Here is a 13,171-nt window from a genome sequence, read left to right as displayed (position 1 = left end):
TTATAAACACTAGTTTTTTAGTATATCTAAGGAAGGATTCTTTCTATAATTCAGATAAATAAAACGGTTACAGGAAGGAGTAAACATGGATAGTAAAAAATTGAAAGAATTGTTTCAGCAATTGACGCCAGAAGAAAAAATCGCTCAGACGATTCAATTGAATGGCAGTTTAGTCATTGAAAATGAGGTGATGACTACTGGCCCGATGCAAGATTTAGGGCTTCCACCAAATTTGAAGATTCACGAGATTGGTTCGATTTATAATGTGAACGATTACCAAAAATTGATTCAGTTACAGAGGGAAACGTTAGCACACAGCCGACTCAAGATTCCTATGCTGTTTATGTCGGACGTCATCTACGGGTTTCGGACCATTTTTCCGATTCCCCTTGCCCAAGCAGGTTCCTACGATTTTAATTTGATCGAGCAAGCCGCTGAGATGACCGCCAAAGAATGTTACCAAAATGGCCTTCATGTGATCTTTTCACCCATGCTGGATCTTGTTCGCGATCCTCGCTGGGGCAGAGTGATGGAGTCGCCAGGAGAGGATGTGTATACGGCAAAACGTTTTGCTAAAAGCGTCGTGACCGGCTACCAAGGCAATCTTGATCAAGGAGTGGCAGAAAATCACGTTGCTGCTTGCATCAAACATTTTGCTGGTTATGGTGCACCCGAAGCGGGCAGAGAATACAATACGGTTGATATGTCCAATCAGCGCTTATTCAATGAATATTTGCAACCCTATCAAGCGGCGATCGAAGCCCAAGCACTGCTAGTGATGACAGCCTTCAACCTATTGAATGGTGAACCTGCAACGGGTAGCCGCTGGTTGAACCGAGAGATTTTGCGCGAACGTTTCGGTTTTGATGGGGTACTGGTCTCCGATCATGCCGCCATCAAAGAATTGGTCCCCCACGGTTTTGTCAAAGATGAACGGGAGGCCGCTCAGAAAGGTTTGGAAGCGGGCGTTGATTTTGATATGATGACATCGGTCTATGCAACTTACTTACCAGAACTGATCAAGCAACCTGAACTCGCGGCTTTATTAGACGAAGCAGTTTGGCGTATTCTGGTATTAAAAAATCAACTAGGACTGTTTGAAGACCCTTATCGAGGGTTGAAAACGCAACAGACGGGAGAAGTTTTGTCGGATGAAGCCAAAGAGCTAGCCGTTAAGCTAGTAGAAAAAAGCTGTGTGCTGTTAAAAAATGAGGGCAGCTTACCTTTGAAAAAGGACCAAACCGTCGCTGTGATCGGTCCTTATGGAGAAAGCCGGTTGACCTTAGGTTTTTGGGCGTCAGTCAGCGGCAAGCCACAAGACACGATTCCTTTAAAAACCGGTTTGCTGCAGCATTTCGCACCCGAAAACTTGATCTTTGCTCGTGGATACAATCTATTCGACTCGTATGAGCAATTTGGTCCTTTAAAAGCCGGGATCGAACAGCTGAATGGACCGATCGAACCAGAAGATCAGTTGCTTTTGGAAGCCATGGAAGCCGCCGAAGCCGCCGAAGTTATCGTCTTGACTTTTGGAGAGCAGTTTTTGGAGAGCGGCGAAGGGGCATCAAAAGCTCATTTGCAGCTGCCATTGAAACAAATTCGTTTGATCCAAGCGTTGAAAAAGACTGGCAAGCCTTTGATTGGCGTGCTTTACACTGGCAGACCGTTAGTCTTAACGCAAGTGGAAGCATTATTTGATAGTCTGTTGCTGGTTTGGTATCCGGGAACGATGGGCGGGATCGGAATCGGCAATCTGCTGAGTGGGCAGGCTTCTCCGACAGCAAAACTGGCGATGACCTTTCCTCGGAGTGAAGGACAGATCCCACTATACAGTGCCCAACTGCCAACGGGCAGACCTTTGACAGATAGTGAGCATTCTGATCGCTTTTTGTCAAAATACCGAGATGAATCAAATGAACCCTTATTCGCATTCGGAACAGGTCTTAGTTACAGTTCGTTTACTGGTGAATGGCTTGGTAGTGAAGTATCTAGCGAGACAATCCATTTGGCTTATCGAGTGAAAAACCAATCGGCAATAGCTGCAGAAACCGTCATCCAACTTTATCTCATGCAGCGTCCAGCGGCAATGGTTCGTCCAAGTCGCCAATTAATTGCGAGTGACCTCATCTCATTCGCGCCCCAAGAAGAAAAAGAGCGCAGATTGTCACTGCCGTTGTCAGAACTTGTTTTCTATGACAATCAAGGGAAGAAACACATAACCAAAGGTACTTATCGATTCCTAATGCGGATCGATCAAAAAGAAACGATGCTTAGTGTAACGATCTAAACTAAAGGAGTGAGAAAGAATGGAAAAATTAGAAGCATTTTTAAGTAGCAAACTATTACCAATGTCACAAAAATTACAACAAAACAAAGTATTGGCCGCTTTGATGGAGGGGTTTATTCGAACAAGTCCCATCACTTTAGGAATTGCGTTTATCACGATCATTGGAAATTTTCCGATTCCTGGTTGGACGGACTATTTGACGAAAATTGGCATCTTCCAGCATGTTGAAGCGATCACCAACGGAGCAACTGGCGTTTTTGCCTTGTATGTTGTATACAGTTTGGCGTATTCTTACGCAAAACAATTAGGAAGCAATGAACGCAATTCAGCGATTATTTCTTTAGCTAGTTTCATTATGTTGATGCCTCAAACCGTTGCAACGACTGTCATGCAAGATGGTCAAGCAGTGGAACAAACGATTGGAGCTTTGAAGCTTGATTTCTTAGGCGGACAAGGACTGTTTATCGGCATGCTGACCGCTTTATTGGTGACACGTTTCTATGCTTTCTTATCAAGAAAAAATATTATGATCAAGCTACCGGATAGTGTTCCCCCAATGGTAACCCAATCCTTAGCACCAGTGTTTGTGGTCACGATTATTTTTGTCGTCGTCTTTGTCATACGCGTCTTGTTTGGGTTTACTTCATCCGGCTCGATTTTCCAATTCTTTATCGATGTGATCAATGCGCCGTTGAACTCCTTAGTTGCTAGCCCGCTATCGATCATCATCATTATGGAATTATTAGCTGTTTTATGGTTTTTCGGAATTCATAATGCAGTTTTACAAGGACCGCTCGGGGCGATTAGTATGACCATGGTCGTTTCAAATATTGCCGCTTACCAACAAGGACAAGCGCTGCCTTATCTGATTCCTTCAGTGATTTATATGGGCATGTATGCTGCTGGCTTCATGGGCTTTGTGACCTTCTTTATGATCCGCAGCAAATCGGCAAAAATGAAACAATTAGGAAAATTGTCGTTTATCCCGTCGATCTTTAACATCACAGAGCCAATCATGTTCGGGATGCCGATTATTTTGAATCCGTTGTTCTTTATTCCGCAAGTCTTTACACAATTGATCGCTGGCTTTGTGACCTGGGGATTGGCAACAACGATCCTCCCAATCAGCTTGAATCCAACCATGAGTCTATTGCCATGGACCACACCGACTTTTATCAAAATGCCCTTTTCAGGAGGGCTTAACTACACGATCTTAATGATCATCTGTATGCTGATCGGTATTGTTATGTGGTATCCGTTTCTAAAAATTGCGGATAAAAAAGAGTACGAATTAGAAATGGCTGCTGAAAAAAAGCAAGCAAGTGAAGCAGCAAAAATGACAGAAAAAGTCGTGGAAGAAATTCAAGCGTAAACAAAGGAAGTGGCACATTTGGTTTATTTAGGAATTGATATCGGTGGGACGCACATCAAAACGGGATGGGTTGAAAACAATGAAGTCACCGACGGACGAAGTTTTCCCACCCCGGCAACGCTGGCGGCATTTAGTGAAACTATCAAAACGATCCTCCAAAGCTATGCCCGTCAAGTTTCTTTCACGAAAGTGGCTATCGCAGTCCCTGGTTCAGTTAATGAAACAGGGACGGTCTTCTTTGGTGGTGCCTTGCCATACCTTGATGGGGTAAATTTGCCAGAATTGATCTGCCAGTTAAGCGATGGCATGGTGACAGAGGTTACTGTCGAAAACGACGCAAAAGCCGCCGCGCTAGGGGAAATGAAAGCCGGCAATCTGCAAGGGATCCAAAATGGTGCGGCGATCATTTTAGGAACCGGCGTGGGAGTTGGTCTTTGTCTCAATGGAAAACTCTATCGTGGGCATCATGGACAAGCTGGTGAAGTCAGTTTTATGATTCGTGACCGACAAATGAGAGGCGCGGACTCTTTTGTGGGGATCGGTCTTTCGGCTGTCGGATTAATTGAGCGTTTGGCTGCTAGTATGGCTATCGCGCCTGATGGTCCTTTGGTCTTTGATACCCTTACGAAAACTGCTGATCCTGAGGCAGAGGCTTTATTTTTAACTTATACCAAAGAAGTCGCTGTCTTGTGTTTCGATCTTCAGTGTCTTTTAGCTCTGGAGAAAATCGTTATCGGTGGCGGGATCAGCCGTCAGCCACGCTTGATCGAAGCCATAGCTAGCAGCTATCAAACTATTTTTAAAACCGCACCAATCATTGAGAAAACGCTGCAGCCAGTTGCGATCCAAGCCGCTTATTTTCAAGCGGACGCCAATTTGATCGGCGCAGCCAAGGAGGAACCGTGGGATGAGTAAATTTCCGGAAGCATTTTTGTGGGGAGCATCCACTAGTGCTTATCAAGTAGAGGGCGCATGGGCAGAAGACGGCAAAGGTCCCTCAGTGCAAGATATCAAAGAGATTCCGCAAGGGACCATTGATTTTAAAGTAGCATCAGATCACTATCACCGATATGAAGAAGATGTGAAATTGTTTAAAGAATTAGGGTTAAAAGCCTATCGTTTTTCCATATCATGGAGTCGAGTCATGCCCGATGGTCAGGTCAACCCAGCAGGATTGGCGTTTTATCAAAAACTGATCGATCTGCTACTAGAAAACGAGATTCAACCGATCGTCACCGTTTTCCATTTTGACCTGCCCGTTGCGATCGCGAAGCAAGGTGGGTGGGAAAACCGAGAGACGATCCAAGCATTTGCTGATTACTGCCAAGTACTGTTCGAAAACTTTGGTCATCAAGTCCCGCTATGGCAAACCATCAACGAGCAAAATGTGATGGCACTTGCTGGTTCGGTCATTGGTACGAGTCAAAAATCCATGAAAGAAAAATTTCAAGAAAATCACCATATGCTAGTGGCCCAAGCATTGGTGACCCAACAGTTTCATGCCGGTAATTTTAGCGGCAAGATTGGCCCAGCACCGAATATCGCCAGTGTCTATCCAGCTTCTGAAAAACCAGCCGATCAGCTGGCAGCTCTTTCTATGAGTGCGCTGAGAAATTGGTTATTCCTAGATGCGGCTGTTTTCGGCACATACAACCATAACGCATGGCATTTGTTAGAGACGATTGGTGCAGCACCGACAGTCACTGAAGCAGATCGAAAGATTTTGGCGGCTGGAACATGTGATTACATCGCATTGAATTATTATAATACGATGACCGTCAGCAGCTATTTTCAAAAAGAGACAAAACTCGATCAACAGTCTGGTTTCGGGATTCCCGGCTTTTTCCAAGCAGTAGAAAACACCCATTTGCCCATGACTGAATTCGGCTGGCCGATTGATCCAGAGGGCTTTCGTTTTACGTTGAACGAAATCTATTCCCGTTATCGTCTGCCTCTTTTGATCACGGAAAATGGCATTGGTGCCAAGGATGTTTTGACAACTGATGGTAAAATCCACGATGATTATCGGATCGACTACTTGCAACAGCACATCGAACAAATGGCGCTCGCAATCGAAGACGGCGTCGATGTGATCGGCTATTGTCCATGGAGTGCGATTGACCTAGTCAGTACTCATGAAGGCATCGCTAAACGGTACGGGTTTATCTATGTCAATCGTACGGACGAGCAGCTGTTGGACTTGGCGCGATACAAGAAAGATAGTTTTTATTGGTATCAAAACGTCATCGATAAAAACGGGTTAGGAGAGTAAGCGATGTTTTTTCAGGAATATCTATTTGATCCAGAAGCGCAAGCCGGTTTGACAGTGTACCTGCATGAGGAAAAAGCCGAGTATGAACGGGTGGGCGATCGTCCGTTTGTCTTGGTGATTCCCGGTGGCGGCTACTCCTTTTGTAGTGAGCGGGAAGCTGAGCCGATTGCTTTAAATTTTGCTGCCCAAGGCTTTCACGCCGGGGTCTTACGCTATCATGTAGGGACACATCGCAGTTTCAGCCATTCCTTAGCAGATGCAGAAAAAGCGATTACTAAAATCCGAGAACTTGCAAGTGAATGGGGAATCGATGCCGAAAAAATCGCTGTGATCGGCTTTTCTGCCGGCGGCCATTTGGCAGCGGCGTTATCAACACTCTCCTCAATGAAACCGAGCTTATGTATTTTAGGCTACCCAGCGATATTGTCTTCATTTGCTACTGTGATGAAGATCGATGCCCCTTCATTAGAGGAATGTGTCACAAAAGATACGCCGCCCACCTTTTTGTTTTCAACCTTTGAAGACAACGTCGTTCCTATCGAAAATTCATTGGCGTATCTGCAGGCCCTAGAAGATCACGAGGTTCCCTTTGAAAGTCATATTTTCCAAAAAGGACGTCACGGTCTTTCTTTGGCGACCGAACGCTTCGGTAATCGTAAAGAAATGGTTGATCCACGTTTTGCCCGTTGGTTTGATGAATGCGTCGAATGGCTAGAGTTGAACTGGGCAGATAAAGTTGCCCAGCCAGCTTTGTTTCCTGATTTAGGGCAGTGGCCAATTCGGGCATTACTCGAGTCAGGTGAAAACAAACGCTTGCTGTTGCAGGCTTTTCCATCATGGGCAGACAAAAGCCGCTTAAAAATCGTAAAAAACATCAGCTTGCAGCAACTACTAACGATCATGCCAGAAGCTTTTGAGAATGTTTCTTATCAAGCGCTTGTTTTGCAGCTGATTGATCCTAGAAAGGAAGAGTAAAAATGAAAGCAATCCTGGTCCATGAAAGCTATAAGGCTTCAACAGAATTGATCACCCAAGAGCCACAAGCGATTGAACAGTTATCAGCTGTTCGTAACAGTACTGCTGCTTGTCAGTTGCTGCTGCACGATGGCAACCGCAATCATTATATTATTGGCGACGAGTTTTCGATCCCCGATGAAATCGAGATTCCCATGATACGCGTTGAGATTTTTAGCGAATTGCCGGTCAAAGCGCAATTCGTCGACTATTATGTCGGTCAGCAGGAATTGGCGTACGCCGATAAATTACTTGAACGAACTGCCAAAACCTATCCTGGCGATCGCTTTGCGCCTCTTTATTTGGAGTGGCAGATCGATGAGACAATCAAACCGAAAGTTTATCCCGTGAAAATCAAGGTCTATCGGGCACACTTGACTAGCCAAGAGGAGTGCTTGTTAGAAAAGAACCTAACGATTGAAGTGGGCACTTTTACTTTTCCAAAAGAATATTTAGAAACGTTCCACTTAAATATGTGGCAGCAGCCCAGCAATTTGGCTCGCACCTTTGACGTTCCGTTATGGAGCGATGCCCACTTTGACTTGATCAAGGAAATGGCTGAGAGTCTCGCTGCGATCGGACAAAAAGCGATCACAGTGATCGCCGGAGAGATCCCTTGGAAGGGCTGGTTCAATTACATCGTCAAAGATTATCCCGCCAATTTATATGAGTATTCGATGGTCAAAGTTAAAAAGGCTCAAGACGGACAGTTGCATTGTGATTTTTCTGTCCTAACTCGTTACCTCGAATGTTTTTTTGAAGCGGGTATCTCTGAAGAAATCGATGTATTTGGCTTACTCGGTGTCTGGGAACCGCCGTTTTTCCCACTGGTCGACTTGGACCATCCAGAAAAATTGGTGATTCGCTTTTACGATGAGGGAAAAGGCACCTTCGGTTTTATTCATCAAAAGGCCGAGTTGCAGGAGTATCTACGCCAAGTATTTGATCATTTTAAAGGAAAGAATCTGTGGGAGAAGGTTCGGATCGTTTCTGACGAACCGAAGAAACATCAAATCGACAGTTTCCGAGCCTCGTTAGCTGTTTTAAAAGAAATTGATCCGTCGATCCAGATCAAAGCTGCTTTTGATAAAGAAGACGTGTTATTTGAGCTGCTGCCAGTGATCGATCATCCTGTGACTTCCTATTACTGTACTTGCAACCATTACGAAACACTAGCACAAAGCCATCCGGGCAAGATGCAGTACTATGTCTGCAATTATCCCGACAAACCAAATACCTTTTTGCATAGTCCCTTGTTAGAGACGCGAATGCAAGGAATCTTATCGTATCAGTTCAAAACAGACGGCTTTCTGCGTTGGGCCTACAATTGCTGGCCAGAACATGCTCGGTCCGATATTCGGTACAATACGAGCTCACTACCGATCGGTGATCTTTGTTTCGTCTATCCTGGCAATCACGGACATTTATTGTTGTCCCTAAGGTATAAACAACTACAGCGGGGGATTGAAGATTTCTATCTCTTGAAGACCGCTCAAGCTGCACAACCGCAGCAAACCGACGCCGTAGTAGCAGATTTTCTTAAAGTTACAGACACGAAACACTGGATGATCGACAGCCATCACAGTCATCCCGATGTTTTTCTACAGACCGCGGAGGAGATGGAGGCCTTTCATCGGGCCCTCCTCGAACTGCTAGAAAAGTAGCAAAATCAAACACTGCACCCAGAAATTTCACTACGATTTTCCAGAAGAATAGTGAGATACCTGTGGGCGTTTTCACTACTGATTCACGCAGCTTTTTCGTTTTACTAGGCATCTGTTTTCTTACAGATGCTTTTTTTCTGGTGAGCGTTTCGTTTTTCATTCCCTCCATCTTCCTTTACACTTTTAAGTAAGGTCATAACAAACTATGACAAATAGAAGTAGAAATAATCAAGGAGGAAACGAGCATGTCAGAAAAAATCAACAATCCGTTAACGAAGTATTATGATGGCAAATTTGAAAAACAGGTGCAAGAAGCACCGGCAATTCAAGGAAAGATGCAGCCAGTACCTGATTGCGGGGAAGAAAGCTACGCAGGTTCAGGCAAATTAGCTGGACGCAAAGCATTAGTGACCGGTGGTGATTCTGGTATTGGTCGAGCAGCAGCGATTGCTTTTGCCAAAGAAGGCGCCGATGTTGCAATCAACTATCTTCCTTTTGAAGAAGAAGACGCGCAAGAAGTCAAGGCAGTCATTGAAAAAGCCGGACGCAAAGCAGTTTTGATCCCAGGAGACTTGAAAGATGAAACTTTCGCTCGTCAATTGGTTCATGAAGCAGCCAAAGAATTAGGCGGGTTAGATACGTTGGTTCTAAATGCTGGGATGCAACAAGCGGTGAAGGACATCAAAGAGTTGACTACACAACAAATTCAAGATACCTTTACAACGAATATCATCTCGATGTATTGGACAGTCCAAGAAGCGTTGGATTATCTGCCAGCTGGTGGGAGCATCATCACGACCACTTCGATCCAAAGTGCGGAACCAAGCGCCCATCTTTTAGACTATGCAGCCACGAAAGGTGCCATTACTTCCTTTAGTAAAGGGCTAGCTGCGCAATTAAGTGAAAAAGGCATTCGGGTCAATACCGTTGCGCCTGGTCCAATCTGGACGCCACTTCAAATTTCTGGTGGACAGCCACAATCTGCGATCCCAGAATTTGGTCAAAAAGAATTGATGAAACGTGCTGGACAACCAGTCGAATTAGCGCCAGTCTATGTTTTCCTAGCCTCTGATGAAGCAAGCTATGTAACTGGTCAAGTTTACAGTGTAACTGGCGGTAGCTTCTTCGCTTAAAATTCCTAGGACTAAAATAGTAGAAAAAAAGCTCGAGCAAAGAGGCTCGGGCTTTTTTGCGGATGAAAATGGAATCGGCAACTTATTTTCCTTGTTCGGCAAACATCTTGGTCATCATCAGTTGATTGATCTTTGCAAAAACGGCTGCCCACTCTTGCTCGGCTTGCAGGTTAGACAGTAAGACTAATTTTTCGGAAAACATCACTTCTTCATAATTATCCGTGATCAATAAATCTGCGGCTTCCATTTGTTTGACGAAAGTCACAGAAGCTTTAGAATAAATCGAACGAATCCTCGTCTCAATCATTTGCTTTGTGCGGTATTGAATCGTCGTTTGAATATAGATCGACACGGTCGGGGGCGTATTCATCTGTGTTTCCAAATACAAGAGATGAGCCAGATAAGGCAACTGTGTCTGTTCAAAATACTCTTTATCCAAGTCAGCAAATGGATACTTTTCAACATGGGTCAGTAAAAGTGTGCAGATTGCTTCATAGGTTCTGTCTTTGGAAGGAGCATTTTCAGTCAACAGTTGGTGTTCTAGCTGCCACACTTCCAGAAGATCGATGCCGATAATAATCGATAGATTGAAGACCAGCAGACAGCTGCTTAATAATTTTTCGAATTCGGCGGCTTCCTGACTTGGAGCAAAGGTATCGTGCCAATCTTTGATCATTGCAGTGAAAAAGCGCACAAGATCAGTATCAGAATGTTTGATTTCTTGGATGATCGTTTGATTCTTTTCTTGGGGAACAACCCCTGGCAAAAAGACATGCAAAAAGAAATTCAAGTAAAGATACTCTGACTGAAGCATCTTTTCTGAGGCATAATCGGCACTCAAAAAAAGTGATTCGAGAATTTCTTCTGGTAAAAAACAATAGAAATTCATCAATCCCATGTATTTTTCAGGAATCGGCGGCAAATATTTTTTCTGGATCGTTCGGCTGACCACTGCTTGCCAAAATGCAGCGAGTTTATTTTTCGTCAACGGATCAAAGTGAGAAACAGCAAAGAATGCCGTAAATTCTTCGACATTTTTATGGGAAACACTCGGCAAAAGCCACAAATCAGCAGGCGCACTTTGGGTCAAGAAACTGTAGGTGAAAATACGGATATCAAGCTCTTTTCCAGCAAGAACGATGCGATTATTCAGGTCTGTTCGAATTCGGATTTGAAATTTTTCCAATAGTTGGTTGATTTTCTTGATCAACCGATACATATGCGATTGGCTGACATGCAAATCCAAACATACTTGAGTCAAGGTCATTTGCGGGCGCCCAATCAAGTAATGAATCAGGTTATATTGTGTGGAGTTGAGCAAGTAATGATACATCAATTGTGCATAGAAAGGTTCATCATCCTCTGTTCGATCAAGAAAATACTGATTGTAATGATTTTTTGATAGAAGCAGGTGAGGTGAGAGCAGTTGCAAATCTTCATTTAAAAAATAGATATATTTTTGCAGGCTTTTTTGCGGGATATTCAAAACTTCTGACAGTTGGACCAATGTCACTCCGTTGGAATTGCAGACAACTTTGAAAATCTCTAATTTCTTTTCTTCTGCGGGAGAAATGAATTCTCGATACATAAGGGATTCTCCTTTTTGGCGTTTTTTTTACGCTAAATCTGTGAACCGTATGATAACCATGATGGATTATACTTATGATAGATGAGAATAGAATGAAAAAACACCAATTAAATTATTATTTTTTAAGGCTGTTTTTTCGATGACCCTCGGTTTCTCATTAAAAAAAGTGAAGGAAGAGATGAAAATGAACAAAAAGGTACGAATGTTAGGTTTGGTCGGAATGGGTTTAGGAATGGCGCCCACTGCGGCAGCTGCAGCAGAAGCGAATCCAACGGCTTCAATGACGAGTCAAGCAACACTAACGATCGAACAAGGAATTTTGTCACTGGATCAGGTGACCAATTTTAACTTCGGTACAAGCAGTATCCAAGATATCGCTACCGATGAACAAGTGATTCAAACAACGTCGGATGAAGTGACATCGATCACGGATTACCGTGGACCAAATCAAGCTGGCTGGCAGTTGACTGCGCAATTATCGAAAATGACGAATGCCAGCGATAACGAGCTAGCAAATGCCAAAGTCACTTTAAATGGTTCAACGGCTTCGGGCGATGCAACGCTAGTATCGGGCACCGAATTGATGGTAGGAGCAACAGAACCTACATTGATCGCTTCTGCTAATGGGACGACCGGCTTAGCAACCAATGACTTTAACTTTTCCAATGCTTCATTAACCGTACCAAAACAAAATGTGAACAGCGGCACTTATAGTGGAACGATCACTTGGACATTATCAAACACCTATCAAGCAGAATAGCAAGGAAAGGGCGACAATGAAAAAACAAATCAAGTGCTTCGTACTCATTAGTTTCTTTATCAGTTTGTGTTGCTTTACGAAAGTCACCGGTCATGCACAGACCACACGGTTCACTGTAACCCCTGAACTTCCCCAAAATCAAGTCAGTGACGTCACTTATTTCGACTTACTGGTAAATCATGAGACCGAACAGAACTTGACCGTTGCCCTTCATAATACAAGTTCAGAGCCGTTGACCATTAAAGCAGCAGCACTAAATAGTTATACGGCCTCTACTGGGATCATCGCGTACCAAGCAGAACAGACCGCCGAAGAGAACCAAGGAATCTCGTTTAGTCAATTGATTGAAAATCCGAGACAGACGATCCAGCTTGACCCTGGAGAAAGTCGTCAGGTCCATTTTACCCTTTCAATGAAGGCAAAAGAATTTGCAGGAGAAATACTTGGTGTGTTTGACTTTGAAGAAGAACCGGCGGAAACAACTGAAAGTCAGCAAACAAATCTGCAAGCCAACTATAAAATTCAACAAGGGGTCCGCTTGCGTCAGAATGTAGCAACCATGCCTGACCCCCAGTTGTCTTTGGTCAATTCTGAGGCGGTGGAAAGATATGGTTCTACAGCTCTCAAAAGTAGGATCCGCAATGATCAGCCCACAGCCTTTGGCAACATCACTGTCAAAACAGTGATACGTGAGCAAGATAGCGGCAACAAGGTCGGTGGGTTTTCTGCAGAGAATTTTCAAATAGCTCCGAATTCGGTTTTGGAGCTGTTTAGTGCCTTTGATCAGAACATTCTCGAACCGGGGACCTATCTATTACGGATTGAGTTGAATGCGCCTAAAGGAACATGGGTGTTTGAGGATTCGGTGGTGGTTGATCGCAAGCAAGCCAACCTTATCAACCGTCAGACAACGTTAGGTGCAGCGTATCTTCAAAAACAGTACTGGCTCTATGCAGGAGGGCTACTTCTCTTCCTGTTTGTCCTACTTCTCTTGTTCATTTTATATAGGAGACGTAAAAAAGCAGAAGCAGATGTTAGGCTGTCAGTGCAAGAAGAATCAGAATGAAGAAAGCGGAGGACA

10 protein-coding genes are annotated in these 13,171 nt (G+C 44.0%); 9 read left to right on the top strand and 1 reads right to left on the bottom strand.

The window, feature by feature from the left end; translation table 11 throughout:
• The first annotated feature begins 85 nt into the window (after positions 1 to 85).
• From IGJ74_RS11600 to IGJ74_RS11570, 7 genes are all read left to right on the top strand, one after another.
• Positions 86 to 2,287, top strand: coding sequence for a glycoside hydrolase family 3 N-terminal domain-containing protein (locus IGJ74_RS11600; RefSeq protein ID WP_144330550.1), 2,202 nt, complete (start codon positions 86 to 88; stop codon positions 2,285 to 2,287).
• A 19-nt stretch (positions 2,288 to 2,306) separates the two neighbouring features.
• Positions 2,307 to 3,659 carry a PTS sugar transporter subunit IIC gene (locus IGJ74_RS11595; protein WP_144330551.1) on the top strand — a complete coding sequence of 451 codons (1,353 nt, stop codon included), beginning with the start codon at positions 2,307 to 2,309 and terminating at the stop codon, positions 3,657 to 3,659.
• A gap of 9 nt (positions 3,660 to 3,668) precedes the next feature.
• Positions 3,669 to 4,574, top strand: coding sequence for an ROK family protein (locus tag IGJ74_RS11590; RefSeq protein ID WP_061054304.1), 906 nt, complete (start codon positions 3,669 to 3,671; stop codon positions 4,572 to 4,574).
• Positions 4,567 to 5,931: a glycoside hydrolase family 1 protein gene (locus tag IGJ74_RS11585; RefSeq protein ID WP_218192947.1), complete on the top strand. Its 1,365-nt coding sequence runs from the start codon at positions 4,567 to 4,569 to the stop codon at positions 5,929 to 5,931. Before IGJ74_RS11590 ends, IGJ74_RS11585 begins: the two co-directional genes overlap by 8 nt.
• Positions 5,932 to 5,934: 3 nt before the next feature.
• Positions 5,935 to 6,906 carry an alpha/beta hydrolase gene (locus IGJ74_RS11580; RefSeq protein WP_061054302.1) on the top strand — a complete coding sequence of 324 codons (972 nt, stop codon included), beginning with the start codon at positions 5,935 to 5,937 and terminating at the stop codon, positions 6,904 to 6,906.
• Positions 6,907 to 6,908: 2 nt separating this feature from the next.
• Complete coding sequence (locus IGJ74_RS11575) at positions 6,909 to 8,609, top strand: DUF4091 domain-containing protein (protein WP_218192948.1); 1,701 nt, start codon at positions 6,909 to 6,911, stop codon at positions 8,607 to 8,609.
• 245 nt (positions 8,610 to 8,854) lie between these two features.
• On the top strand, positions 8,855 to 9,742 hold the full coding sequence (locus IGJ74_RS11570; protein ID WP_005235175.1) for an SDR family oxidoreductase: 888 nt from the start codon (positions 8,855 to 8,857) through the stop codon (positions 9,740 to 9,742).
• A gap of 82 nt (positions 9,743 to 9,824) precedes the next feature.
• On the opposite strand, the gene IGJ74_RS11565 is transcribed toward IGJ74_RS11570, so the two are convergent.
• Complete coding sequence (locus IGJ74_RS11565) at positions 9,825 to 11,330, bottom strand: helix-turn-helix domain-containing protein (RefSeq protein ID WP_218192949.1); 1,506 nt, start codon at positions 11,328 to 11,330, stop codon at positions 9,825 to 9,827.
• A gap of 139 nt (positions 11,331 to 11,469) precedes the next feature.
• Between IGJ74_RS11565 and IGJ74_RS11560 the strand changes: the two genes are divergently transcribed.
• Positions 11,470 to 12,090, top strand: a complete 621-nt coding sequence (locus IGJ74_RS11560) for a WxL domain-containing protein (protein WP_005235179.1) — start codon at positions 11,470 to 11,472, stop codon at positions 12,088 to 12,090.
• Between the two features lie 16 nt (positions 12,091 to 12,106).
• Entirely contained in the window at positions 12,107 to 13,156 is a 1,050-nt protein-coding gene (locus tag IGJ74_RS11555) for a DUF916 and DUF3324 domain-containing protein (protein WP_218192950.1), read from the top strand.
• Positions 13,157 to 13,171 lie beyond the last annotated feature (15 nt).

This window comes from Enterococcus sp. AZ009 (genome assembly GCF_050548785.1).
Classification (GTDB): Bacteria; Bacillota; Bacilli; order Lactobacillales; family Enterococcaceae; genus Enterococcus_D; species Enterococcus_D entomosocium.
This window is presented reverse-complemented; position numbering and strand designations above follow the sequence as displayed.

Bases quoted from the DNA above. Each gene is read 5' to 3' on its own strand.
- IGJ74_RS11600 (WP_144330550.1), top strand. From the start codon at position 86: ATGGATAGTAAAAAATTGAAAGAATTGTTTCAGCAATTGACGCCAGAA.
- IGJ74_RS11595 (WP_144330551.1), top strand. From the start codon at position 2,307: ATGGAAAAATTAGAAGCATTTTTAAGTAGCAAACTATTACCAATGTCA.
- IGJ74_RS11585 (WP_218192947.1), top strand. From the start codon at position 4,567: ATGAGTAAATTTCCGGAAGCATTTTTGTGGGGAGCATCCACTAGTGCT.
- IGJ74_RS11580 (WP_061054302.1), top strand. From the start codon at position 5,935: ATGTTTTTTCAGGAATATCTATTTGATCCAGAAGCGCAAGCCGGTTTG.
- IGJ74_RS11575 (WP_218192948.1), top strand. From the start codon at position 6,909: ATGAAAGCAATCCTGGTCCATGAAAGCTATAAGGCTTCAACAGAATTG.
- IGJ74_RS11570 (WP_005235175.1), top strand. From the start codon at position 8,855: ATGTCAGAAAAAATCAACAATCCGTTAACGAAGTATTATGATGGCAAA.
- IGJ74_RS11565 (WP_218192949.1), bottom strand. From the start codon at position 11,330: ATGTATCGAGAATTCATTTCTCCCGCAGAAGAAAAGAAATTAGAGATT.
- IGJ74_RS11560 (WP_005235179.1), top strand. From the start codon at position 11,470: ATGACCCTCGGTTTCTCATTAAAAAAAGTGAAGGAAGAGATGAAAATG.
- IGJ74_RS11555 (WP_218192950.1), top strand. From the start codon at position 12,107: ATGAAAAAACAAATCAAGTGCTTCGTACTCATTAGTTTCTTTATCAGT.